22 protein-coding genes are annotated in these 24,501 nt (G+C 67.8%); 20 read left to right on the forward strand and 2 right to left on the reverse strand.

Annotated features, from left to right (window positions below; all coding sequences use genetic code 11):
- Positions 1 to 18 precede the first annotated feature (18 nt).
- Both HF680_RS11380 and radC read right to left on the reverse strand, forming a co-directional pair.
- On the reverse strand, positions 19 to 942 hold the full coding sequence (locus tag HF680_RS11380) for a toprim domain-containing protein (RefSeq protein WP_185225137.1): 924 nt from the start codon (positions 940 to 942) through the stop codon (positions 19 to 21).
- Positions 939 to 1,634 (reverse strand): RadC family protein, encoded by a 696-nt coding sequence (gene radC / locus HF680_RS11385; RefSeq protein ID WP_235968947.1) that lies wholly within the window; start codon positions 1,632 to 1,634, stop codon positions 939 to 941. Before radC ends, HF680_RS11380 begins: the two co-directional genes overlap by 4 nt.
- On the opposite strand from radC, the gene HF680_RS11390 reads away from it, so the two are divergent.
- The 20 genes from HF680_RS11390 to HF680_RS11485 all read left to right on the forward strand — a co-directional run bounded on the left by HF680_RS11390 (position 1,618) and on the right by HF680_RS11485 (position 24,339).
- Positions 1,618 to 2,127: a thermonuclease family protein gene (locus HF680_RS11390; RefSeq protein WP_235968948.1), complete on the forward strand. Its 510-nt coding sequence runs from the start codon at positions 1,618 to 1,620 to the stop codon at positions 2,125 to 2,127. The two genes, radC and HF680_RS11390, sit on opposite strands and share 17 nt — an antisense overlap.
- 193 nt (positions 2,128 to 2,320) lie before the next feature.
- Positions 2,321 to 4,198, forward strand: coding sequence for a type IV secretory system conjugative DNA transfer family protein (locus HF680_RS11395; RefSeq protein ID WP_205196229.1), 1,878 nt, complete (start codon positions 2,321 to 2,323; stop codon positions 4,196 to 4,198).
- The gene (locus tag HF680_RS11400) at positions 4,185 to 4,622 is read left to right on the forward strand and encodes a hypothetical protein (protein WP_185225138.1); all 438 of its coding nucleotides are present in this window, start codon (positions 4,185 to 4,187) and stop codon (positions 4,620 to 4,622) included. Before HF680_RS11395 ends, HF680_RS11400 begins: the two co-directional genes overlap by 14 nt.
- The gene (gene trbB, locus HF680_RS11405) at positions 4,619 to 5,545 is read left to right on the forward strand and encodes a P-type conjugative transfer ATPase TrbB (RefSeq protein ID WP_185225139.1); all 927 of its coding nucleotides are present in this window, start codon (positions 4,619 to 4,621) and stop codon (positions 5,543 to 5,545) included. The genes HF680_RS11400 and trbB overlap by 4 nt, the downstream gene beginning before the upstream one ends.
- A 94-nt stretch (positions 5,546 to 5,639) precedes the next feature.
- Positions 5,640 to 10,985, forward strand: a complete 5,346-nt coding sequence (locus tag HF680_RS11410; protein ID WP_185225140.1) for an acetate and sugar kinases/Hsc70/actin family protein — start codon at positions 5,640 to 5,642, stop codon at positions 10,983 to 10,985.
- Positions 10,986 to 11,342: 357 nt separating this feature from the next.
- Positions 11,343 to 11,663, forward strand: a complete 321-nt coding sequence (locus HF680_RS11415) for a TrbC/VirB2 family protein (protein WP_185225141.1) — start codon at positions 11,343 to 11,345, stop codon at positions 11,661 to 11,663.
- Positions 11,663 to 11,941, forward strand: a complete 279-nt coding sequence (locus HF680_RS11420) for a VirB3 family type IV secretion system protein (protein WP_185225142.1) — start codon at positions 11,663 to 11,665, stop codon at positions 11,939 to 11,941. The genes HF680_RS11415 and HF680_RS11420 overlap by 1 nt, the downstream gene beginning before the upstream one ends.
- A gap of 8 nt (positions 11,942 to 11,949) precedes the next feature.
- Positions 11,950 to 14,409, forward strand: a complete 2,460-nt coding sequence (trbE, locus tag HF680_RS11425; protein WP_185225143.1) for a conjugal transfer protein TrbE — start codon at positions 11,950 to 11,952, stop codon at positions 14,407 to 14,409.
- Positions 14,410 to 14,437: 28 nt separating this feature from the next.
- Entirely contained in the window at positions 14,438 to 15,121 is a 684-nt protein-coding gene (locus HF680_RS11430) for a conjugal transfer protein TrbJ (RefSeq protein WP_317134056.1), read from the forward strand.
- 11 nt (positions 15,122 to 15,132) lie between these two features.
- Complete coding sequence (gene trbL / locus HF680_RS11435) at positions 15,133 to 16,500, forward strand: P-type conjugative transfer protein TrbL (RefSeq protein WP_235968949.1); 1,368 nt, start codon at positions 15,133 to 15,135, stop codon at positions 16,498 to 16,500.
- 2 nt (positions 16,501 to 16,502) lie between these two features.
- A complete protein-coding gene (gene trbF / locus HF680_RS11440) occupies positions 16,503 to 17,186 on the forward strand; it encodes a conjugal transfer protein TrbF (RefSeq protein WP_185225144.1) in 684 nt (227 codons plus the stop codon).
- Complete coding sequence (locus tag HF680_RS11445; protein ID WP_185225145.1) at positions 17,165 to 18,223, forward strand: TrbG/VirB9 family P-type conjugative transfer protein; 1,059 nt, start codon at positions 17,165 to 17,167, stop codon at positions 18,221 to 18,223. The genes trbF and HF680_RS11445 overlap by 22 nt, the downstream gene beginning before the upstream one ends.
- A complete protein-coding gene (locus tag HF680_RS11450; protein WP_185225146.1) occupies positions 18,220 to 19,401 on the forward strand; it encodes a TrbI/VirB10 family protein in 1,182 nt (393 codons plus the stop codon). Before HF680_RS11445 ends, HF680_RS11450 begins: the two co-directional genes overlap by 4 nt.
- Positions 19,398 to 19,901 (forward strand): S26 family signal peptidase, encoded by a 504-nt coding sequence (locus tag HF680_RS11455; RefSeq protein WP_235968950.1) that lies wholly within the window; start codon positions 19,398 to 19,400, stop codon positions 19,899 to 19,901. The genes HF680_RS11450 and HF680_RS11455 overlap by 4 nt, the downstream gene beginning before the upstream one ends.
- Positions 19,895 to 20,506 (forward strand): lytic transglycosylase domain-containing protein, encoded by a 612-nt coding sequence (locus tag HF680_RS11460; RefSeq protein ID WP_185225147.1) that lies wholly within the window; start codon positions 19,895 to 19,897, stop codon positions 20,504 to 20,506. The genes HF680_RS11455 and HF680_RS11460 overlap by 7 nt, the downstream gene beginning before the upstream one ends.
- The gene (locus HF680_RS11465; RefSeq protein ID WP_185225148.1) at positions 20,503 to 20,811 is read left to right on the forward strand and encodes a hypothetical protein; all 309 of its coding nucleotides are present in this window, start codon (positions 20,503 to 20,505) and stop codon (positions 20,809 to 20,811) included. Before HF680_RS11460 ends, HF680_RS11465 begins: the two co-directional genes overlap by 4 nt.
- Positions 20,808 to 20,993: a hypothetical protein gene (locus HF680_RS11470; RefSeq protein ID WP_185225149.1), complete on the forward strand. Its 186-nt coding sequence runs from the start codon at positions 20,808 to 20,810 to the stop codon at positions 20,991 to 20,993. The genes HF680_RS11465 and HF680_RS11470 overlap by 4 nt, the downstream gene beginning before the upstream one ends.
- Complete coding sequence (locus tag HF680_RS11475; protein ID WP_185225150.1) at positions 20,983 to 21,348, forward strand: helix-turn-helix transcriptional regulator; 366 nt, start codon at positions 20,983 to 20,985, stop codon at positions 21,346 to 21,348. Before HF680_RS11470 ends, HF680_RS11475 begins: the two co-directional genes overlap by 11 nt.
- Before the next feature lie 136 nt (positions 21,349 to 21,484).
- Positions 21,485 to 23,317, forward strand: coding sequence for a type II toxin-antitoxin system HipA family toxin (locus HF680_RS11480; protein WP_185225151.1), 1,833 nt, complete (start codon positions 21,485 to 21,487; stop codon positions 23,315 to 23,317).
- A gap of 476 nt (positions 23,318 to 23,793) precedes the next feature.
- Positions 23,794 to 24,339, forward strand: a complete 546-nt coding sequence (locus HF680_RS11485) for a hypothetical protein (RefSeq protein WP_185225152.1) — start codon at positions 23,794 to 23,796, stop codon at positions 24,337 to 24,339.
- The last annotated feature ends 162 nt before the right edge of the window (positions 24,340 to 24,501 follow it).

Consider the following 24,501-nt stretch of genomic DNA (forward strand, 5'->3'; position numbering starts at 1 on the left):
TCCTGCCGACGGCGGGGCCTATCCCCGCCCTTCCGGCGCCCGGCCGTCCCCTTCCTTTCCCTCCGTCCGACCGCCTTGGAGCGCCTCGTTCCAGTCGCCCCACGGGGCTGGAGGAAAGGCGAGGCTCGCCTTCACGCCATCGCCCTCCAGCCGCCTCGCCAATCGCATCGCCGCCCTCTCCCCGGCTGCGCCGCGATCCCCTGCGATCACGACGGCCGCGACGCTCTCAGGCGCCTGCCACCGCGAGAGGTTTCCCGCTGACAGGAGCGCCCAGCCCGGCAGGTCGAAGCGCATCATGGCTGACAGGGTGGTAACGACACCCTCCCCGACCAGCATCCGTGCTGCGGGGGCGCACAGGCGCACGGCCGACCCCGGAGGAACCTGGCCCACGGTCTTGCGGGGAACCCGTAGGCCCGTCGCCACCAGACCATTGGGAGCGAGATAGGTGAGTTCGACCGCAGTGAGGTCGCCCGAAGGCGCCCGGATCCCCGACATCATCGCGCGCCCGGTGTGTGGACCCTGGCGATATACGGACAAGGGCGCAGACGGATGCTCGAGCAGGTCGTCAAGGTCGGCTCTCCAGGTCACGCCGCGTCTCGTCAGGTGACGTCCGACCACACCGGTCTCGGCCGGCCGGATTCCGCCTTGCCAAAGCACACGCGCGACAGCCCGTCGTCGGGGTTGATCGATCACGAGCGCATCCGGTGATGTGACGCCGCCCAGGATGCGGCCGCTGTGGTCGATCAGGCCCCGCCGCAGGAGGTCGTCCCGCACTTCCCGCCACTCCGCCGCGCCAAAGGTGTGGATGACGACGCGGCCTGCGCTCAGGAGCAGAGAGACCGACCTGTCGGCCTTCCTGTGCCCGGGCGCCGGCACATTGGCGCGAAGACCGCTCTGGTAGAGCTCTCCGCCGAGGGCCGCCACGATCTGGCGCAGGCTCACCGGAAATGTCCGAGCGCGCGCAGGCTGGCGGTACCGTCTCGTCCGACGACGAGATGATCGTGAACCTGGATCTCGAACACCTTGGCGGCCTCGACGATCTTGCGCGTCATTTCGATGTCGGCGCGAGACGGCTCGGGATCGCCCGAAGGGTGATTGTGCACGAGGATGATCGCTGCAGCCGAAACCTCCAGAGCCCGGCGAACTACCTCGCGTGGATAGACGGGCGCATGGTCAATCGTGCCGTGGGCCACGAGTTCGTCGCGCAGGAGCCGGTTACGCTTGTCCAGAAACAGGGCGCGGAACTGCTCACGAGGCTCTTCAGCCAGCGCGACGCGAACGTAGGCGAGCAAGGCCGTCCAACTGGTGATCACCGGCCGTTTCGAGGCTTCAGCCCGGACAAGACGTTCGCTGAGAACGCGGAGCAACTTCAGATCGGTCAGCGCCACGGGCCCCAGGCCGCTGACGCGGGCCAGTTCCGGTACATCGGCGGAAGCGATGGCGGCGATGTCGCCGAACCGGTCGAACAGGGCATTCACGGCGGGGGCGGACACCTGTCTCAGGCTCCGGCCGAGCAGAAGCGCCAGAAGGGCGCGGTCGTCGAGGTGCGCAAGCGAACTCGTGTCAGGCGAACGCCCCACTGGGTCAATCGCGGGTTCGAGGTCAGGAAGCGGTCGCATGGCGGTCTCCAGCAAGGCTCCCAATCGGAGCGTTCCCGGCCGCCCTTCCTTTCTCCCCGGCAACCCGCTTCACGATCACAACGGATCGGGCCAAGCTGGACAGATGAAATGGTGGCTCATCCTCCTCGCTCTCGCCTTGCCCACGATCGCCCATGCCGATCCCTGCGAGGGGTGGCTGCCCGACCGCCCGGGACAGGCCTTCTCAGGGCAGGTCCGCTACGTCGGTGATGGCGACGGGCTTTGCGTCGGCGACCGCACGAACCCCTCCACCTGGATCGAAGTCCGGCTGGCCGATTTTGATGCGCCCGAGCTCAACGCCTCAGGCGGTCGTGCCGCGCGGGATCAGCTGCGTCAGCTGGTCATGGGACGACGGCTCGACTGTGTCGCAACGCGGGGGCGCAACGGCCGGGTGGTCGTCTACGATCGCGTGATCGCGACCTGCCGTGTCAACGGTCGTCGAGTTGGAGACCTCATGCGAGCCGCCGGGGTGCGCGAAGGCGGCAACTGATCCTTCTCGGGTCAGCAGCGAGCCGATAGCGACAATATATTGCGGGCCGCGCCGATGAGGCAAAGCCGCTCACGTGCAGGATGGCCCTCTATATCCGCGGCGTCAGCGCCCGGCATGCAGATTTGCGGCCAGAAAGTCGCCGCAAACGGCGCTCTCCCTCGAAGGATCGAAGGTCTTCGAAGAGATGGTCGTCATGCCCCTGGCGCGCCTCGCCAGCCTCGCCGCCGCGATCCTCGTCGCACTCCAGGCGGCCACCCAAACTTTCGCCTGGCTCTACCACTACCACCCGACACTTGGATCCGCGTTGCGCCTGGACAAGACGGGGATTTATTGGCCGTGGATGATCCTGGTCTGGCGCCAGAGGTTCGGCGCGGCCGAGGCGGACGCTTTCGCCCTGCCGCTCTCGGTCTTCATGCTTTTGATGGCCGCAGGCGCCGGGGCGATGCTCCTGTTCGACGGCGGCACGGTGAAACGCACCCGGGGTTGGGGCGGTCTCGCGGAGGCCGACCGAGCGGGCTTGAGGCATAACGCCGGATGTGTGCTGGGCCGGCTGCAGGGCCGGCTCCTGGCGACAACGGACCTCCGCCCGACACTCGTGACAGGAGGCACCCGCGCCGGAAAGGGACGCGGGCATGTCGTGCCCACTCTCCTGAGCTGGACCGACAGCGTTCTCGTGCACGACCCGAAAGGCGAACTCTGGCGGGTGACGGCAGGCTGGCGTGCCGGACACAGCCACACGCTCTACTTCAACCCGCGAGACCCGGCATCCGCCCGCTTCAATCCGCTGGCGGAAATCCGGCCCGGTCCGCAGGAGCTGGCCCAGGTCCAAAGGTTGGTGGCCATCCTGAGCGATCCGGGCGGCGCTCGCGACGACGAGGCGATCTGGGACAAAGCGGCGTCGGAAATCCTCGAGGCCGTCATCCTCCACGTGCTCTACACCGCGCCGGATGAAGACAAGACGCTCCTGACCGTCCGAACCATCCTGGCCGATCTCGACGCCGCCGCCGACGTCATGGTGCGGACGCTCCATCGGCTGGGCCCCGACGGCGCTCCGGAGGTCCACCCTTTCATTTCCACGGCGGTGAAAGGATACGCCGCGATGCACGACCGCTTCCGGACGTCGGTCCAGGGCACGGCGCGTAGCTATCTGAAATGGCTGGCCGGCGATGATCTTGTGCGCGCGCTTTCGGCGTCGGATTTCGCGCTCGGAGACCTGATGTGCGCCGAGACGCCGGTCTCCCTCTACGTCCAGGTCGCGCCCGCCGACGCCGTGGCCCTCCGCCCGGTCATCCGTCTTCTCTTCTATGCGGCGGCGCAGGCCCTGACGACCGATGAGCGGGCCGATGACACCGGCCGCGCGAAGCGGCGGCATCTCCTGATGCTCATGGACGAATTCCCGCTGCTCGGCCGCCTGGCCTTCTTCGAGAAATCGCTTCGCCTTATGAGCGGCTACGGGATCAAGACCATGTTCGTCGCCCAGTCGGTTAACGACATCGTCGAGACCTACGGGGCCAACAACACCATCCTCGACAACTGCCACGTCTACACCGCCTTCAGCGCGCTCGACCCCTTGACCCAAGACAAGGTCTCGAAGCTCACCGGTACGGTGCTTGAGCGCAAGACCAGCCGCAGCGGTCCGGCCGGCCTGGGAGCTGGTCGCAACTCTGTGTCGCGATCAGAGGTGGAGCGCCCGCTTCTGGAACCCGGTGAGGTGCGCGCCTTGCCTGACGAGGTGCAGCTGACCTTCGCCGCCGGGCATCGACCCCTGCGGACAAGGAAGGTCCGGTATGACAAGGAGCGGCCCTTCCGGGCGCGCGCCGACCGGGCGCCGCCCGACCAGACGGCCGGCATCGATACCCCCGGCGCGCCAATCCACCCGTGGGGGGGACGCCGTAGTCTGGGCGAAGATCCGGAAGCCGCCCTGCCCCTGTTCAAGGAGGTGGAAGCGGCGATCCATGATCGCCGGGTCGCGGCCAAAGCGGCCGAGACCTATGAGCGGATTTCGACGGCCTTCGCGGCGGAGCAGGCGGTGCTTGACGGTCTGCAGGGAGACGGCGATGCGCGGGCGTGAAACGGCGGCGACGCGGATCCAGGTCTATCTCACCGATCCGCGCGTGGTAGCGGCGCTCCAGCGTGAAGCGCGCGCGGCCAATATCCCGATCAGCCAAGCGGCGGGCCGGTCTCTTGCGAAGGGATTGGCCAGAAGCCTCCCGGCCGATCCGGACGACCGGTTGCTTCAACTCGACCGGGCCCTGAGAGACCACATGCGGTCCACGGCGCGGGATGTCCAGATCATCCAGGAACTGGTCATTGAAGTTGCCCGCGCCTTCTTCATGCGCCTGCCGGACGCCATCACCGACCAGGATCCCGTCGCCCGGGCCGCGGTCGATCGGCGGATCGAACGGTTGCTGGACGACACCGCCGCGCGGTTGATCTCGGGCGTGAGACCGCAGCGCGAGGATATCACGGCCGGGTCTTTGGGCCGCGCCGAATGAGTGTTCACCCCATCGTCGGCGAACGGAAGCTGGAGGCGCTTCGCCACGCCCTCGGGGCCGACGTCCTCGCTGCGCTGACGGATCCCCAGGTCGTCGAGATTCTCGCCAATCCCGACGGACGCCTTGTCCTGGATCGTGTCGGTTCCGGACGCGCGGATACCGGTCGCCGGCTTGAGCCGGAGGCTCGCGAGCGCGTTGTCCGGCTGATCGCGGACTATGTCGGCGACCCCGTGACCCGGGAGAACCCGCGTCTCGCCGGCGTGCTGCCCGTCACCGGGGAGCGGTTTCAGGGGTTTCTCCCGCCGGTCACCGCCGGGCCTGCGTTCTCGATCCGGAAGCGCCCGACCGTCATCTGGACGCTGGAGGACTACGTCCGCGACGGCGTGATGACGGAGGCCCAGGCTGAGCTCCTGCGCGGCGCCGTGCGGGAGCGCAGGAACCTCTTGATCTCCGGCGGCACCGGTTCGGGGAAGACGACGCTTGCCAATGCGCTGCTCGCGGAGCCGGCGTTCGCGAACGATCGTGTCTTCCTGATCGAAGACACGCCCGAACTTCAATGCTCTGCGTGGGATCTCGTCGCCACGCTCACACGCCGCCACCCTGTCCCGATCGGCGTCGTCGATCTGGTTCGCGACGCCCTGCGGATGCGGCCCGATCGGATCGTGGTCGGCGAGATGCGCGAGGGGTCAGCCGCGCTGGAAACCCTCAAGGCTTGGAACACCGGCCACCCGGGCGGTCTCTCGACGATCCACGCCAACTCGGCGCGTGAGGCCCTGTCGCGGATAGAGAATCTTCTCGCCGAGGTCGGCGTGTCAATGCCGCGTAGCGTGATCGTCGAGGCCATCGGCGTCATCGCGCACATCGGTCGCACGCGTGATGGACGCCGTCTCGACGAGGTGATTCATCCGCAAGACCTAGGCTGACGAAGTCAGCGCTCGTCACGCCCAAGTTGAAACCTAGATTAACGCCAAGACTCAACGTGTGCATAGTCGCGCCTTCAATGGTCTGGATCGACACGTGCCACAATCTCCCGAACTCGCCGGTGGCGCCGGTTTCAAATTCGAGGACGAGGTCAGTGGGGCCTACCTCGCCTCGCTCCTGACGCGTACGGCCGCGCCCGGGACCGGCGATCGCGTGGTCACGCGCGTGGCCCTGCAACAGCGCGACTTCGGCGAGCCCCTTGATGACCTGATCGTCGACTCGATCGGTCTCGACGGGGGCGAAGCCCGACTCAGCGTGCAGGTTAAGAGCAGCCTGACGATCAGCGCGGCGACGTCGAACTCGGATTTCCGCGAGATCGTCCGGGACGCTCTGGCCACCCTGCGCAAGACAGACTTCCGCGAAGGCGCGGATCGCTTCGGCGTGGTCACCGGATATGTCGCGACCCAGAAGGCCAAGACACTCAACCAGCTGATCGATTTCGCGAGGAACAGCGTCGAGGCGGTCCACTTCTTTGATCGGTTCAGCAGCAGGGGCCATGCGAGCCAGGAAGCGCGGATCCTGCTCACCGACCTGAGAGCGCTGGCAGACGCCTACAGTCCGGCGCCGATCTCCGATGGGGAACTCCACCGGCTTATCAGCCACTTCGCGCTGATCGAGTTCGACTTCCAGTCGTCGGCGTCTCGCGCGCGCTCGGACGGCGTCGCGCGCGCTGCACAAGCTTTGACGGATGAGGCGGCGGGTCAGGCTTCGCTCCTTTGGTCGCGGCTGTGCCATATGGGCGGCCTCGCGGCCAAGGCCGCTGGCGTGTTCGACCGACCGAGACTGCTCAGGGAGGTCAAGGCGGTCGCTCCCCTCCAGGGGTTGGGCGCCCTTAGACCCGATCTGCTGCGACTGTCCGAACTCTCACAGGCCTGGGTCTCCGATATCGAAAAGGATGTGAGCGGCGTCACCGTGCCACGCGCCGCCTTGCGCAAAGCGCTGATTGAAAAGATGGCCGCGGGTCGACTGGTCCAGATCACCGGCCTGCCGGGCAGTGGCAAATCCGTGCTCCTGAGGATGGAGATCGAGGACGCGCTCGCGCAAGGGCCGGTTCTTTTCCTGAAACATGACCGTCTGTCCGGGACCAGCTGGACGTCCTTCGCCACCGCCAACGGCCTGACCGCGGCATCGCTCGACGACGTGATGGCTGAAGTCGGCTCCGTCGGCACCCCGACCCTGTTCATTGACGGTGTGGACCGGATCGAGAAGGAGCATCGGGGGGTCGTGCTCGACGTCGTCCGGGCCGTTGCGACGGTCGAGGGGTTGAAAGACTGGCGCATCGTGATGACGCTGCGCGACACCGGGATCGGCCCCTTGCGCAACTGGCTGGGCAGCGCTTTGTCGGCGCTCGGCGTCCAGACACTCGAGGCGCCTGAGCTAGACGATTCCGAAGCGGCTGCGTTGGCCTCGGACATCCCCTCTCTGCAACCGGTCCTGACCTCGAAGGGGGCTGTTCGGGAAATCGCCAGACGTCCCTTCTTCGCCAAGATCCTGCAACAGGCCAGCATGGCGGGCGGCGACGCGACCGTTCTCCATTCAGAGGTGGATCTGATCCGGAACTGGTGGCTCAATGGCGGGTACGCCGCGGACGGCAAGGACGCTCTTCTTCGCCAACGCGCGATCGTTGATCTGGGACGCAGGCGGGCCCGGGCGCTCAGCAAGCCGATCGCGATCGCCGGACTGCAGACCAGCACCGTTGAGCAAATCCCTGATCTCGTTTCCGACGGAATCCTCAAGTTCGTCGTTCCGGGCGTCTCCCTGCGCTTCGCCCATGACATCTTCTTCGAATGGGCCTTCTTCCAGACCCTCGTCGACTGCGCTGATGACTGGCCGGATGAACTGGTTGAGGCAGGCCAGCCGCCAGCGTTTGCACGGGTCGTGGAACTCTTCTCCCAATCCCTGTTCCCGTCAGAAAAGTGGGCGATCACCCTTGGAAACCTTTCGACCCAGCAGATCCGCAGTCAGTGGATCAGGGCTTGGCTCCTAGGCCCAATCGGCTCGACGGTCTTTCCGAACGAAGCGAAAGCCTACGAGGATGTGGTCTTCGTGAACGAGGGCGCGTGGCTCTACAAGGCGCTGGTCTGGTTCCAGGCCGAGAGAACCACGCCGAACCCCGTCGTCATCGGCGGCGACCTGCCCCCGGAAACCCGGATCCGGATGGCGGACTCCCTGGGTTGGCCGTCGGATGTTGAGAGCTGGGCCCGCCTGATCTGGTTCCTGGTCGAGCGGATCGACCGGGTTCCGATCCGGCTACAGCCCCAGGTCATGGCCGTCTTCACCGTCTGGCAGAACATGTTCGCCGACATGAAGAACCCTGTTTCCGACGTCCTGCTCACCGTGGTCGGTCGGTGGCTTTCCAATTTGGGCGACGGCCCTGACGACAGCATCTCGAGATGGCGCCGGCGACAGGACGGCAGCTCTCGCCGTACCGCGTATGTCACCCTCATCCTGCGTGCCGCTCGCGCCTATCCCGATCACGCCACCGCCTATCTGAGCACGCTTGTCGCGTCCGAAGACATCGATGAGCCTGAGTTCGAGGAAGTGGTCGCCTTCTCGCCGATCCTGGCCGAAACACATGGATCGCTCCTCGTTGAGGTGACCCTGAAGCATCTGAAGGAGGAGCTGCCGGCCGACCAGAAGGAGCGTGAATTTCGTGAGAACGAACGCGCCGCCCGGCGACGCCAGGCGGCGATGGCCATTCCGGAAGCGGAACGGACGGTCGATCAGCAGCGGGTGGCGGACGGTCTGGGCATGTCGTTCGGTGGCCGGTCCTTCTCGTACCACGACTGGAAACGGCTCGCCCTCGACCGCGATCTGAAGACATTCTTCCCCGCCTCTCCACTGAGGCAGCCCTATCCCGCCCTGTTTCAGCATGCGCCGGACGAGGCCATTCGCTTGGTGACCGACCTGTCCAACCACGCCATCACCGCGTGGCGACAGCTACACACCCTCGACTACGAAACGCCGGGCACGCCGATCCCGATCGTGCTGGATTTCCCGTGGGGACGTCAGACCTTCTGGGGCGGTGAGCGCGAATATCTCTGGTCGCGCGGATTGCAGGGACCCAAGGCGCTCGGCTCCGGCTATCTGGCGCTCGAAGACTGGGCCGTCGACCAGCTTTCCAAAGGCGCGGACCTCGACACGCTGATCCGGCGGATCATCGACGGCAATACCTGCGTCGCGGTCCTTGGTGTCGCCGTAGCCCTCGCGCTGCAAAGCGGGACCCTGTCCGCCGCTTCCGCCGTGCTTGTTCAGTCCCAGCGTCTCTGGGCCGCGGATCAGGCCCGATTCCACAAGGATCTCGTGGAGTCGCGCGCGGCCCTAATCGGCTTCAAGGCCGATCGCGACCGGGCGCATGTCGAGGCGATCGAACGGGCCCTGGCCCGTCCGATCCGTCGTATGGAGCTCCGCAACCTCGGCCAGCGCTTCGTCATCGGCGGGGGCCCGCTGTCAGACGCGGTGCGTGCGGTGATCGAGGCTTTCCCGACCACTCTACCCTTCTTCTACGAAGAGCACCGTACGAACAACGAAGCGGTGGCCTACCACACGGAACGAGCGGTGAAATTCGCGGAGGTTGCGGATCTCAAGACCTACGCCATCCAGCCGACAGACAATCCCGGCGAGGTGGCGGTCTTCCACACCCCGCCCTCGCTCGACAGCGACGAGGCGGTTGTGGCGCGGGCGGCTGCGGCCAGGACCCTTCTGGAATCGAGCCTCTGGTCGTGGGCGGCCGGGGCCTTCGAAACCGGAACCTTGGGAGAGCGTTTCACGCTGACTTCAGCGGCCGTGGCCGCACGGACGATCGATGCTCCCGGCCTATTCCAAGACGTTGGAGAGCTGGACGAGCTGGTGGGCATGCGCAGAGGAGCCGTCGCCGCCGTCGCGGCCCTCCTGCTGAAGCACCGGCACGACACCGTTGAAGACGATCTCGTCTGGGCGCGCGACGTGACCTTGCGGGCCCTCCAGACCCCGGAACGCCAGGACGCGCTGTGGACCGCAGGAATGATCGTGCCTTGGCATCAGACCATTTTCGCTTGCCGGGCCATCGCTTCCGACTTGAGAGCAGGGACGGGCGATGACGCCTTGGCCGAAGCCTTGCTCGGTCTGATCGCCCATCCGTTACAGGCTGTCGCCCTGTCCGCCTTCGCAGAAGCCGTGGCGCTGATCGACGTCCGACCGCCGCTCGGCTGGGCCGCGCTCGGCCTTGCGTTCGATCTTTGCGACATCAAACCCAGACGCGGCCGTAACGGTTACAACGATCCTCTTCACACCCCCGCCGATCTCCGGGCGGCGGTGACCCGGGCGACGACCGCCTATCGAAAGGGCGAATTCGGCACGGCCTTGCCTACCCCGCCGGCGCCTTGGCTCGAGGCGGCGGGCCCGAACCGTCGTCGGCTGGAGGCCATGGCCGAGCCTGAGGACGAGTCGGAGGACGGCGTAAAATGGGTGATGAATCCCCGCTCCTGGGACCATCACCTGGCGGCGGAACTGCTTCGCCACATCCCGGTCGAAGCGATCACTCGAACGGATGGTCGCGAGGCCTTCCTGCTCTTCGTGGATCAGATGCTGGAGTGGACCATCCAGAAGATCGCGCCCTCCTGGAGCCGCGACCAACGCCGCCAACGTCCCGACACCTATGACTGGGACCCCGAGCTGGGCCGTCTGCTCAGCCGTGTAGCGGGCGTGCTGGAGATGGACGCGGTCCGGGACCGGGTTCTGACGCCAATCACCACCTTGGGCGGGTCGGACCCTTACACCCTCTTGGCGCCGTTCACCGATACCTTCGTCTGTCGCTATGTCTTCGACGCCCCCGTGCCGCCCGCCCACGTGATGGAGGTTCTCGATGTTTGTCTTGATCGGCTGCTGAAGGATTCCGTCTTCTCTCGAACCAGCTACCGCGCCGGAGAACTCCACGGGTTCGACCAACCCGCGCTGGTGAAAGCTCTGTTGTTCGTCCAGATCGATGAATTCGCTGGCGGAGCCGCCCGGTTCGTCAACCGGGATTGGCGAGATGTCGGCATGGTGCTGGGCCACGTCGCGAAATTCGTAGCGGCGGCGGGCTGGTCTCCGTTCGTGATGACCCAGTTTCTGACGCTCTGCGAACGCGCCAGGGATCACTATCCGCCAGAGCATTTCGCCGACCTGACGCTGGCCGTCCTTAGGCTCGGCGATGGCGAGGAACTGCCGGGCTGGCATGGAACCACCCTTGCCGCCAGGATTGCCGGTCTGGTGCAGATTTTCTCGGAGCGGGCGGCGCCGTTGTCTCAAGACCTAGCGCTCAAGCTGCTCCAGATTCTCGATCAGTTGGTCGATCTCGGTGATCGCCGCAGCGCCGCGCTGCAGCAAGGCGAGATCTTCCGCGAGATTCAGCTCACGTCCTGACTGAGCTGAGGGTCGCGGAAGAGGCTGATCGTCTCGGCGTCAATATTCTGCAGGCGCCGGAAACCGTGCTGACCGGCTCACGCCCGGTCAAATCTTGCGGCGGCATCGCCCGGAAACCCAGGCGATAGTCTGGCGAAATCGGCCGAAACCCTTGCCCGGCAGGCAAACGGCGTCGTTACCGGCAAGTCGTCTGCAAGTCGAAATACATGCAACCAGTATGAAACTCGAATCGTCCAGGATCCAAACTCCATCGCTCGGATAATATATTCACAGGACGCGTTGACGGCCTGTGGATACTTTGGCTTCCTGATGACCGTCAGCGCAAACCATTGCGCATCGGCTTCAGGAACTTAAATCATGCGACGTTTACTTCAACGTGGCCTTTCGGCCGCGACGGTGACTTGCGGCCTTCTCATCGCTGGCCAGGCAATGGCGGGCGGATCCGGGATGCCTTGGGAAGGCCCGCTTCAGCAGATCGTGGAATCCATCACCGGCCCGGTCGTCCAGGCCGCCGCCGTCGTGGCGGTGGTGCTCTTCGGAGCCGGCGTGGCCATGAGCGAGAACGGCTCATCCATGCGGCGGGGGCTGGGCATCCTGTTCGGCCTGTCGATCGCCTTCGCCGCCTCGACCTTCTTCCTGCAGTTCTTCGGATTCGCCGGCGGCGCGGAGATCGCCTGATGCCTGAAACGCTGTCCGATCACCGTCCGGCCGGCTGGGATCTGCCGGTCGCCGGCGCCCTGACCGAGCCCGTGACCCTGGCGGGCATGCCGCGGGACTACGCCATCCTGATGGGCACCGTCGCTGTGGTGCTTGGGCTGGCTTTGCGGATCTGGTGGCTGGGCCTGCTGTGGTGGGCGGTCGCCCATGCCATCGGCCTCTATGCCGCCCGGGCCGACAAGCGGTTCTTCGACGTGCTTCGCCGCCACCTGGCCCTCCCCGGCCATCTCGATGCGTGAGACTGATCATGCGCTTTCTGGATGAACATCGCCGCCGGCCTGCGCTCCTGGCTGATCATCTGCCCTGGGCGGCCATGGTCGCGCCGGGGGTCGTGCTGAACAAGGACGGCTCCTTCACCTGCGGCCTGCGATTCCGGGGGCCCGATCTCGAGTCGGCCTCGGATCTGGAGCTGATGTCGGTCCGGGCGCGGCTCAACAACGCCCTCAAACGTCTGGGCAGCGGATGGTGTCTGCATGTGGAGGCGCGTCGCCGTCCCGCCCAGGCCTATCCCAAGAGCGAGTTCGAGATCGCCGCCGCCTGGCTCGTCGACGCCGAGCGCCGCACCCTCTTCGAGACCAGCGAGCCGGCTTACGAGACCGACTACCGGGCCGCGTTGACCTGGCTTCCACCGGCGGACCAGACCCGCCGGGTCGAGCGGGTTCTGTTCGACGGAGCCGATCCCGCGAGCCGGGACTGGCGCACCGCGCTGGACGCCTTTTCGCGCGAAACTGCACAGATCGTCGACCTTCTGGCCGACGCCCTTCCGGACGTCGCCATGCTGGACGATGCGGCGATCCTGACCTGGCTCCACGACTGCGTTTCGCCCCGAACGGTCCATCTCGAACTGCCCGCGACGCCGATGTTCCTAGACGCTTGGCTCGCCGATGCGCCGCTTCTGGGCGGGGTGGCGCCGACGCTCGACGGTCAGACGCTGAAGGTGGTCTCGGTGCGGGGTCTGCCGGCGAGCACGCGGCCAGGGCTGCTCGACGCCCTCGGCGCCTTGCCCTTCCCCTATCGCTGGAGCGCTCGCTGGATCGGCCTCGACAAGGCGGATGCCGAGGTCGAGCTGGTCAAACTGCGCAAACGCTGGTTCGCCAAGCGCAAGGGCGTCGGCGTGCTGCTGCGCGAAGCCATCACCAAGGAGGAGGTCCCGCTCCTCGACACGGATGCCGCCGCCAAGACCGACGAATGCGACGGCGCCCTGGAGGCGCTCGGCTCGGACGCCTGCGCCTATGGCTATCTGACGACGACGATCACGGTGATGGCGCGCGACCCCGACCGGGCGTCGGAGCAGGCCCGGGCGATCGAGGCGACGCTGAACGCCCAGGGCTTTGTCGCCCGGACGGAGGATCTGAATGCGGTCGAGGCCTGGCTCGGCTCCCTGCCGGGCGAGCCCTATGCGGACGTCCGCCGCCCGCTGGTCTCCACCCTGAACCTCGCCGACCTTCTTCCAGTCTCCGCCGTCTGGGCCGGACCGACCGCAGACCCGCGCCTGCAGGGGCCGCCGCTGGCGGTCGCGCGAACCAGCGGGTCCACGCCTTTCCGACTCTCCCTGCATGTCGGCGACGTCGGCCACGCCATGGTCGTGGGGCCGACCGGCTCTGGAAAGAGCGCCTTGCTCGCCTTTCTGGCTCTCCAGTGGTTCCGCTACCCGAAGGCCCGCGTCGTCGTCTTCGACAAGGGCCGCAGCGCGCGCGCCGCGACCCTGGCCGCCGGCGGGCGCTGGCACCCACTGCAGCCGGGCGGAGACTTCACCCTCCAGCCGCTCGCCCGGATCGAGGACGAAGGCGAACGCGCCTGGGCCTCGGAGTGGCTCGCCGACGCTGTCCGCCTCGCAGGCCTGGACCCGACGCCGCGCGTCCGCGAAGAGATCTGGGCCGCGCTCGGCGCCCTGGCCCAGGCCCCCGTCGCACAGCGCACGCTGACCGTTTTCACGGCCCTGGTCCAGGACAGGGCGGTGGCGGCCGCCCTGGAGCCCCTGACGCTCAAGGGACCTCACGGCGCCCTGATCGACGGCGTCGCCCCGCAGGACGAAACGCTCGCCGCCTTCGAGTGCTTTGAGCTCGAGAGCCTGATGGCGACGCCATCGGCGGTCGCCTCCGTGCTCGCCGCCCTGTTCCATGAGATCGAGCGCGGCTTCGACGGCCGGCCCACGCTCCTGATCCTCGACGAGGCCTGGCTGTTTCTCGGCGAGACAGCCTTCGCGGCCCGCATCCGCGAATGGCTCAAGACCCTGCGCAAGAAGGGCGTGGCGGTGGTGTTCGCCACCCAGTCGCTCGACGACGTCGTGCGCTCGTCCATTGCGGCGGCCCTGATCGAGAGTTGCCCGACACAGATCTTCCTGCCCAACCCTCGCGCGCTCGAGCCGGCCTCGGCCGACCTCTACCGGATGTTCGGCCTGAACCGTCGCCAGCTGGAGCTGATCGCCTGGGCGACGCCCAAGCGCACCTACTATTGGCGACAGCCCGATGGGCGGCGGCTGTTCGATCTGAAGCTGACCGGAGCCGGCCTCGCGCTCTGCGGCGCCTCGTCTCCGGCTGACCAGACCCTCATCGAGAGCGTGCTGGCGGCTCTCGACCCGGCCGATCTGCGGCCGGACCGCTTCGCCCGCGAATTCCTCAAAGCCAAAGGAGTCCAGCATGTCGACAATGTCTTCGACAGCTTCGATCCGCCCGCCCCGGAACCCGTCCGGTACGCGGCGGAGTAGGTCCTCGGTCCTGGCGGCGACCGCCCTGGTGCTCGCCGCAGTCGCAGGCTTCCCGCCGCCCTCCGCCGCCCAGCAGATCGTCTACGATCCCCGCGCCCATGTGCAGACCAGCCTCCAGGCGGCTCGGCAGTTGGAAAGCCTCGCCAATGACGCGCGGGCGCTGGCCAATCAGGCGCGCAGCCTCGCCGCCTCGCCCTACAGTCATCTCGCCGGGTCATCGGAGACCCTGCGCGACATCGGCGAGCTGGCGCGGACCGTCCGGGGCACGGCATCGACCCTCGACGGTGTCCAGCGGCAGTTTGCCGATCTGTACCCGGACGACCTGTCTCTCTCGGATCTCACGGCGCTCGGCGCCGACCGGTCCACGACCGCCCGACGGACCGCCGAGGATCTGGCGCGGACGGCGGCCGAACTGGAGCGGCTGGCCCAGAGCCGGGACGGGCGTGTCCGGGGCGCCATGGCCGCCAGCGAGGCGGCGGAGGGCGAAACGGCCGCGATCCAGTCCTCGACCCAGATGTTGTCCGTCCTCGCGGAGGATCTGGCCAGCATGCGGACCCTGCTTCTGGCCCAGTCCCGGCTGATGGCCGAGGGCGCGGCGCGCCAGGCCGCCGAAAGGGACGCCGCGATCGAGGCCCGGCGCCGCTTCTGGGCGCGGGGCGCGTCCACGCCGACCGCCCCGTCCTTCAACCCCTTGCCCCACGCTCGGGACTGAGGAGCGCGATGATGGCTGGCCCCGGAATGGAGACCCCGAACGAGCTGATGGTGGTGTTTTCCGACACCGTCACCGCCGGCTTCGACGCCCTGTCCGGCTCGGTCAATGGGGTGTTCGGACTGCTGATCGCGCTCGTGGTGGCGCTGACGGGCATCCAGTGGGCGCTCTCGCCCAACCGCGACGTCCTCGCCTCAGGCTTCGGCAAGGTGCTGCTGATCGGGGCCTTCGCCTGGCTCATCAATGACTGGCAGGCCCTGTCGGAAACGATCTACGCCGGCTTCCTAGAGCTCGGCCTCACCGCCGGCGGAGGCTCCCTGTCGCGCGCGGAGTTTCTCAATCCGGGCGCCATCCTCCAGCAGGGCTGGGAGATCGTGAAGGCGCTGGGCGAAACGCCCGCACCGGTCGAGAACCCGCTCGACGTCATGGGAAACATGGCCGACGCCCTCATCCTCGGGCTGGCCATGATCGGCATCATGCTGGCCTTCGCGATCCTGGCCCTGCAGATCATCGTCTCCCTGCTGGAGTTCAAGATCGTCACCCTGGGCGGCTTCGTCCTCCTGCCGTTCGGCATCTGGAACAAGACCGCCTTTCTGGCCGAGCGGCCGCTCGGCTACGTCGTCTCCTCCGGGCTCAAGGTATTGGCGCTGGCCATCGTCGTCTCGGGCGCGCGGACGATCTTCGACCAGCTCCAGCCCTCGGCCAATCCTGACATCTACGAGGCCCTGACCATTCTGGTCGCCGCCCTGCTGCTGGCCATGCTGGCGATCTTCATCCCGAACCTCGCCTCGGCCCTCGTGACCGGTGGGCCAGCCCTGGGGGCGGGCGCAGCCCTGACGAGCGGATTGGCTGTCGCCGGCGCCGGGGCCCTCGTGGCGGGCGGCGTGGCGGGGGCCGGAGCCATGGCCGGGCGGGCCGCCGCCGTCAGCGGGTCGTCCAAAGCCGCCGCAGGCGCGGCCTCCGGGGCGCGCTCCTCCGGAAGCGGACCGTCGTCCGGGAGCTTTCCGCCGGGCGGCGGACCTCGACCTTCGCCAAGACCCGCGCCGGGCTCCGGCGGCGCTGCGGCGGCCTCAACCCCCTCCCGCGCGTCCGCCTCTCCGCCCGCAGGATCGGGACCATCGCGGTCGACCTCGGCGTCGCCGGCCGAAGAGTCGGCCGATCGGCCGGCCTCGGCGCCGTCCCTCGGCAAGCCGGCGCCTGACGCCGAGCGCCGCGACCGGCCTTCCCTGTCGGAGGAGAGACCGCCGGGTGCAGGCAGCGGTCGCACCGCCGGCCGATCCGCCGCCCTCCAGGCCTTCTTCATCGCCAACTCGGCTCGCGCCCTGATGCCGGCCGGCGAGAACAGCGGCGCCCTCAAACCCACCGTCAGACCCGAGGATTGAGCATGCATCCCTTCTTCAAGCCCAAACGCCCCCTGACCGCGTCCCCTGAAGCCACCCCCTATCAGCGCGCCGGTCAGGTCTGGGACGACCGGATGGGTCTTTCCATCGCCCATGCCCGCAACTGGCGCCGCATCGCCCTGGCCAATCTCGGTCTGGCGGCCTTTCTCGGCGCGGGCTGGTGGGTCCAGGCGGATCGCGCCGTGGTCCGACCTTTCGTCGTGGAGGTGTCCGACTGGGGACAGACGCAGAGGATCACCGCCCTGGACGGCCGTTACGAGCCGACCGAGGCCCAGACCGGCTATGCGCTCGCCCAGTGGATCCGGGACGTCCGCTCTAAGTCGATCGATCCGATCGTGATCCGTCAGAACTGGCTGCGCGCCTACGACCTCCTGAGCCCCAAGGCCTCCGCCTTCCTGAACGACTGGGCCCAGGCCAACGACCCGTTCGCCGACGCCGGCCGGGAAGCGGTCAATGTCGAGGTGCTCAACGTCGTCCGCCGCAGCGAGCGAACCTTCGATCTGCAGTGGCGAGAGACCCGCTTCGTCAACGGTCAGCAAGCGGGGGCCGAGCGCTGGCGCGCCCTCATCACCGTCGCCCATCAGCCGCCCCGCAACGAGGCGGAGCTGATGCGCAATCCCCTTGGCCTCAAGATCGAGGATGTCTCATGGACCCCCGACGCTTCCTGAGCGGGACGGCTGTCCCGATCGCCGCCGCCCTTGCGCTTTCCGGCTGCGCCCTGGTTCATGGCGCCGACGGCGGTGTGGAACCGATCGCGCTCTCCACCCCGATCGGCCTCGCGGAGCCGCCGGCGGTCGCGCGTCCCGAGCCGGCCCTGGAGACCAGGCCCGATCCGGTCACGGCGGCCGCTGATCTCGGCTCCACGGCACGGCCCTATCTCGAGACGGTTGCAGCCTCCGCGTCGCCACGCCGACGTCGGGACGCGGCCGCTCCAACCGACAGCCTGCCTTCCGGACGCGCGGCCATTGCGGCGGCCAACCGGTCGGCGCGCGCCGCCTCCAGCGCGGACGCCTTCGTCGGCGGGGTCCAGGTGTTCGCCTGGTTCGACGGGCGGGTCTACGAGGTCTGGACCGCTCCCTTGCGGGTCACCACCCTGACCCTTGCCCCGGGAGAAACCGTGTCGGCCAAGGCGGCCGGGGACACGGTCCGCTGGCAGATCGGCGAGAGCCAGTCCGGCTCCGGCGTCTCGGCGCGAACCCATGTCCTGATCAAGCCGCTGCAGGCCGGGCTCGAGACCAACCTGGTCCTGACGACGAGCCAGAGGGTCTATCTCCTGATCCTTCGCAGCGGGTCGGCCGACGCCTTCAACGCCGCCATCGCCTGGGACTACGGGTTTGCGTCGCACGGCCCCGAGGCCGCCGAGGGGCAGTCCGGCCTGCCGCCGGTCGATGTCGCAGCGGCAACGCCCCAGGGGCCGATCGATGCCCGCTACAGGATCGACCCGCGTGGGCGGGCGCCGCGCTGGGCGCCGACCGCCGTGTTCAATGACGGCACACGGACCTTCATCACCCTGTCGCCGGACGCCGACATCGATGAGGCGCCGGCCCTCTTCATCAGGGCCGACGGAGACCTCCAGCTGGTCAACTACCGGCAGGCCGACGGCGTCCTGATCGTTGATCGGATCTTCGATGAAGCGGAGCTGCGGCTCGGCGATCGTCGACCGCAGATCGTCCATATCCGCCGTCTTCCGGGAGCCGCCCGATGATCGATCCCCACAGCGCTGAAACCGCCGGAACTCAACCCGGCATGCAGACACCGGCGCCCCCGCCGCCCGTCACGGCTCCCAAGGCCCCGCCGCCGCCCTTGATGGGACGGGCGCCGCGTCCCGGGGCCGTCCGCATCCGCAAGTCTGTCGTCCAGGGGGCGGTGTTGGTTGCGGCCCTGCTCGTGTCCGGATCTCTCGCCTGGGCCTTCGTGGTCCAGCCGCAGATGACGCGCCAGGCTCGCGACGCTGCGGACGCCGAGGGCGCAGGCGAGGCGCGAGGCAGCGTCAGGCCTTCGGACCGCGTGACCGACCAGCCGGCGAGCTATGACCGCCTCGCCCAGACTGACGCCCTGCCGGAGCGCCGGGGCGCGCCGCCCGAGGCAAGAGAGACCGCGACACCCCCACAGCCCGCGCGCATACTTGCGCCCCCGTACAGCACGGCTCCCCGCGCGCCGCGGCCGGCGGACCAGGCGGCCGCCTCGGGGCTCTTCTTCGAGGGGGCACCGCGAAGCGGAACCGTCCAGGCCGCCGGCCGATCAGACCCGGGTCCCTCGCCCGAGATGCGGGACTATGGGGCGATCTACAGCCCGCACGGCCTCCTGGCGCCCGTGTCCCCCTACGAGCTGAAGGCCGGGGCCGTCATCCCGGGCGTCTTGCTGACAGCGGTCGATACGTCCCGTCCCGGTCCCGTCGTGGCCACGGTCAGCCAGAATGTGTTCGATTCCATCACCGGACGTCATCTCGTCGTTCCGCAGGGGACGCGGCTGATCGGACGCCACGAAGGCGAGAGCGCCCATGGCGATCGCCGGGCCTTCCTGGTCTGGGACCGGCTGATCCTTCCCAACGGCAAGAGCCTGATCCTCTCGGAGGAGCCCGGCGTCGATGCGCAGGGCTCCGTCGGGGTCCGCGGCGAGGTCGATCGGCGTCTCTGGCCGCTCGGCGTCGCGACGCTCTTCGCCGGCGCCATCACCACCCTCGGCGAGCTGGCGCGGGGCGGATCAGATGATCGATCGTTCGCCGCCAGTGCCGGGAGCGCCGCGTCCATTGAGGCCTCCCAGGTCGGGGGACGGCTCATCGACCGCGAGCTCACGGTTCAGCCGTCCATCCGCGTCCGGGCGGGCGCGCCGGTCCGGGTGATGATCACCCGCGATCTCATTCTGGAGCCCTATCGCCGATGACCCGTCTCCCTCGCCTTCTCACGGCGGCCATGGTGCCCGCCGTCGGCCTCCTGGCGTTCGGCGCGATCGGGGGACAACGGCCCGCGCTCGCGCTGATCAATGAAAGCCCGAGCCTGCCCAAGGGCGTCTATGTCCGCACGGCGGCCGCCGAAATCTCCCGGGGCGAAGTCGTCGCCATTCGCCAGCCAGCCGTCGTGCGTCCCTATCTGGCGCGTCAGGGCATGCCGCCCGAGGTGCGCCTGATCAAACGGGTGGCGGCGACGGGGGGCGATGCCGTCTGCTCGGACGGCCGCTGGATGATCGCCCCGATGCGCACCGTCCGGATCCACGACAGGGACCGCAACGGCGCGCCTCTCCCGGCCTGGCGGGGCTGCCGCAGGCTCGCCGCCGACGAACGACTGCTGCTCGGCGACACGCCGTCCAGCCTGGACAGTCGGTACTTCGGGCCGGTCACGACCGCCCAGATCGAGGGCGTCTATCGGGAGGCCCTGACATGGTGAAACGCAGCCTTCCGATCGCCGCCCTCGCCGTCCTCGCGGCGACGTCGCCGGCCGCCGCCCAGACACGCATCGACTGGCGTCCCGCCGGCGGGGACCTGTTCGTCGGCGCCGCCGTGGACGCGACGACGCCCGACGTCGCCGGTGTGGAAGCGGTCCGTCTCGCGGATCTGGACCAGCCTTTCGCCGAGGCCATCGCTGAAGCGGCCGACCGACACGGCCTGGACCGCAAGCTGCTCCACGCCCTGGTCGTGGTGGAAAGCGCCTACCGCCCCCAGGCCTGCTCCCACGCGGGCGCCTGCGGCCTGACCCAGCTGATGCCGGGCACCGCCGCCGACCTTGGCGTTCGGGACCGGTTCGATCCCTATGAGAACCTGCGCGGCGGCGCCGACTACCTCGCCCGCCAGATCCTCCGCTTCGGCGATCTGCGCCTGGCCCTCGCGGCCTATAACTCCGGTCCCGATCGGGTCGCCAGACTGGGCCGGATCCCGAACATCACCGAAACGCAGAACTACGTCGTGACCGTGATCAACTGCTACCTGGCGCTAACGGCGGGTCGCGGGGTCCGGTCGTCGCGGGAATGCACTCCGGCGGAGGCCGCGCTATGACCTTCGCGACGGAGCCCCGCGACGGCGCGGATCAAGCGCCCGAGACGGCGGAGACCTTGCTGACGCGGGCGGAGGCCTCGGCCTTTCTGGAGGGCAGGGGCATCCGGATGAAGCCGACGACCCTGGCGCGGGCCTATTCGACCGGCTCGGGCGGACCGCCCTGCCGTCACATCCGGAACAAGCCCTTCTACCCTCTCGACCTGCTCGAAGCCTGGGCCCGGTCCCAGATCACAGCGCCGGTCGCGTCCTCCAGCGAACGTCAGCGCCTTCGGCGCGAGGCCCGCAGCCGGGAGGCCGCATCATGACCTCCCAACGCCCCAGCCTGGAGGCCCTGCTGAACGACCCCTCGGTCAGCTACCCGCTCAAGGCCGTCCTGCTGGTCTGGTGGAGTCGCGACCCGCTCGATGCGGCGAACGACGCCGCGGCCCTCGCCACGGTCATGGGCGACCGCGCGGTCTCGCTCCTGGAGCAGCGTCATGGCCCATGAGCGAGGGCTGGACCGGTTTCTCGGCTGGCGTCAGGTCCGCGACCTCACGGGGCTCGGCCGCACGACGGCGTGGCGGATGCGTCAGGCCGGGGATTTCCCCGACCCGGTGCCGATTTCACCCGGCCGGGTGGCCTGGCGAGAACGCGACATCGCCGCCTGGAACGAGAGCCGGGGCGCCCCGATCCCGACCCGGCGGGCCGCGGCCAAGCCGCGCCCTTCGGAAGTCCGCGTCATCGATACGGCGACCCCTGAACCGGCGCCCTCTGCGGCGATGGCGTCGCCCCATCCCAGACACCGTCCCGCGCGGCGACCGCGATCAACCCTTGCCGAGGGTCAGCTCGGCTTCGACTTCTAGGACTGATGCGGGCAGTCAGCACGGTTTCGATGTGTGGTGTCCCGCCATTTCCCGATTTACCGGCCTACTCTCGCATTGGCGCTGACAGCTCGGCTTGAAAGGCCTAACTATCGCGTATGTGAAATACGGGAAAGTTATGGCGCTACATCTGGTAGGAGAGACGATTGACCGGGCGCGTGCCCACGCCGCCGCTCGCTCGGGCAACCTCGTGGCCCTGGTCCGTGGCGTTTATGTGGACGCAGCCGACGACGTCGATGCCGTGATCATGGCGCACGCGGTGCGGATCGCCGCCTATCTTTATCCCCGCGCCTATCTGTCCGGCGCCTCGGCTCTCCTGTTGGCGCCCACATTGGACGGCCGCCTGTTTTTGAGCGGGCGTCGCAACCAGCGAACACGGATTCGGGGTCTGGAGATTATCCAGAACCAAGGGCCGGATGCTCCGTCCACGGTTCCCGCCATCGTCGCTGACGCGATGGGCGAAATTCACATGACGGCCTCGTCCCCCCGCCAGCGTTTTCTGGAGGCCTTCCGCATCCGCAGCGAGCATGCCGGTGCGATCGACCCCCTCATGCGTCGCCGGATGGCGGAGCGTCTGATCGAAGAATACGGCGACGCGCGCCAGGCTGCGGACGCCGTATGGGTGCTTGGGCGTCTAATCCGCTGGACTCGCGAAGCCGAGGCCGCCGAACGCTTTCTCGACGCCGCCCATCCGGCCCAGGCCCCCGCGAATGCGGCCCGGGTGGGTCTGACGGTGGCCTGGCACGGCGCGCCCGTCGGCGAGCTGACCCACGACGGTGTCGAGTGGCGCTGGGCCGCCACCGCCAAGGGCCAGCCGCCCCTGGTGCGGCCGACCCGCCCCGGCAGCCTTCCCCCCTTCATCGAATCCCTGCTGCCGGAAGGCTGGCTGGCCGAGATTCTGGACGCTCGCGACGAGCGTGAGCTCCTGCGAACGGGCCGGCGCTACATGTCGAACATCGCCATCGTCTCCGACCCGGCCGAGCTGGCTGAAGTAACCCCGGACGTGCTTCAGGGCCGTCTGGCGCAGCACATCGACGACGGGGTCTTCACCGGCCGCTACGAGGGCCCGACACGTCGATCCCTCGAAGAGAGCTTCCAGGCCAATCTGGCCAAGCTGTTCGCCTCCCGCGACACGCCGCGTCTCTCCGGAATCCAGATCAAGGCGCCGATGTGCCTGACGACGGGCGGCGAGCTCATCCCGTCAACGGGGGCGCCCTTCACCCATATCCTGAAGCCGGCGGGCACCAACGGCTTCGAAGACCTGCCGATCGTCGAATGGATGGGGTTGGCGCTCGCCCGCGCCGCCGGTTTCGAAACACCCGACGCCGCTCTTGTCCCCATGCCGGACGGCATGCGCCCGGCCCTTGTGGTCGAGCGGTTCGACATCCGCCGCACGGACAACGACGCGCGCCGATATGCGCTGGAGGATTTCTGCTCAATCCTCGAACTGCCGCCCCTGCGCAAGTACGAGGGCTCCATCGAACGCACGGCGCGTGGACTGCGCCCCCTGTCGACACAACCGGCCCAGGACCTGGAAATCCTTTACCGGCGGGCGGTTTTCGCCTGGCTCATCGCAGACGGAGATATGCACCTGAAGAACCTGGCCCTGCTGAAGATCGCCGACCCCGGCAGCGAGCATTTCGACGAGGTGCGCTTCGCCCCGGTCTATGACGCCGTCACCACGCGGATCTTCCCTGGCCTGGACAACGATCAGATGGCCCTGACCCTCAACGGCAAACGGGACCGTCTGACCCCCGAGGATTTCCAGGCGCTCGCCCGAACCATAGACCTTCCGGTCGCTCGGGCCGCGCAACTGACCGCCGACTGCGCCCGGCGCACGGTGGACGGACTGCAAGCCCTGCCGGTGCCGGAACGGATCGCCCCCGGCGCGGATCGTATCCGAGACCGGATTTCCGACATCGTCCGCCAGCGCGCGGAGCCTTTCGTTTAGGGCCCAGCTAAACCAATGGCGTCGCGCTGCAGGAGACGACGCCAGATTCCGGTTCGCCATGAAAGGCCCGTCGCCTAAGCTGCGGTAGCCCGGTGCGGCCCACGCGTATGTCCAGGCTTCGGCTAAAGGCGTGGGCGCATGCGAATCTCACATGTTCTCAACGCCCGGCGCACATTTCAGCGGCAGCTTTGTAGTGACCGGCTTTACCGGTATGGACACGTCATGGCGTTATCCTAATTCGCACCTGAGCCAATCTTGGTGGAAGTGCACGGGACTGAGAGGGGATCATAACTCTCTCGCCGTCGCCGAGGATCTTGGATCCGTTGAAACCGGGCACTGGGGACATGGGGCCTTGGAGCCTTGGGGCCGACGCAGTTGAGCCCTCAACTCCGTCGGCGGTAAACGAAGATGACGCGACTATGTATCGGGCTGGTGCGCGCTGCATCCGCCCCTTATCCGTGCCGGGAGCTCAGCCGATGAAATCCTTCGCGCAGGCGCTTCATTCGGACGACCGATACAGGATCATGATGATCGACGATCCCGTTGCTGGGCTCCGACCGATCACCTTCGAAGATCACCACGGGATGGTCGCGCGTCTCCGACTTCCGATCACGGCCCCCGAAGCCATCCAGCGCCTCTACGGCCGCGCGCTTCATGCCCTTCTGTATGGCTGGTTCGACTATGAGTTGATGGTAGTGGCCTGCGGACAGGCGCTGGCCACGCTCGAGTTCTCACTCAAGATGCGGTTGGGCAAGTCCGCCTTGAAGCTGAGCGGCTTGAAGCCAAGGCTGGACCATGCGGTGAAACACGGCCTCATCGCTGCGCCAAGCCCAAGCGCTTGGGGAGACGACCATGCCCTGTTGGCCTCGATCCGCAACGAGATCGCTCACGGAAGCGATCATGTTTACCCGCCGAACATGGCGGAGGTCATTTTCGATAGGTGTCGCGTTCTGATATGCGAGGTCTACGGGCTCCCTGAATCCGCGGAAGGGTCGACCCTTATTGACGCCTCCGCGCCATAAGTTCGATCTAGATCTCAATGTCATTCGGCATGATGTTGTCGCAAGGTGCCTCGACAAATCCACTTTCGGATAAAGCGCAGATACGCCTCGCCTTCGAAATCCCGGGAGCTGGAAGTTGGGTCAAGGGGCAGGATCACGACACCGTTGTCGTGTGAGAGCGCT

It is taken from the genome of Brevundimonas huaxiensis (genome assembly GCF_014218725.1).
In the GTDB taxonomy this organism is placed as follows: Bacteria; Pseudomonadota; Alphaproteobacteria; order Caulobacterales; family Caulobacteraceae; genus Brevundimonas; species Brevundimonas huaxiensis.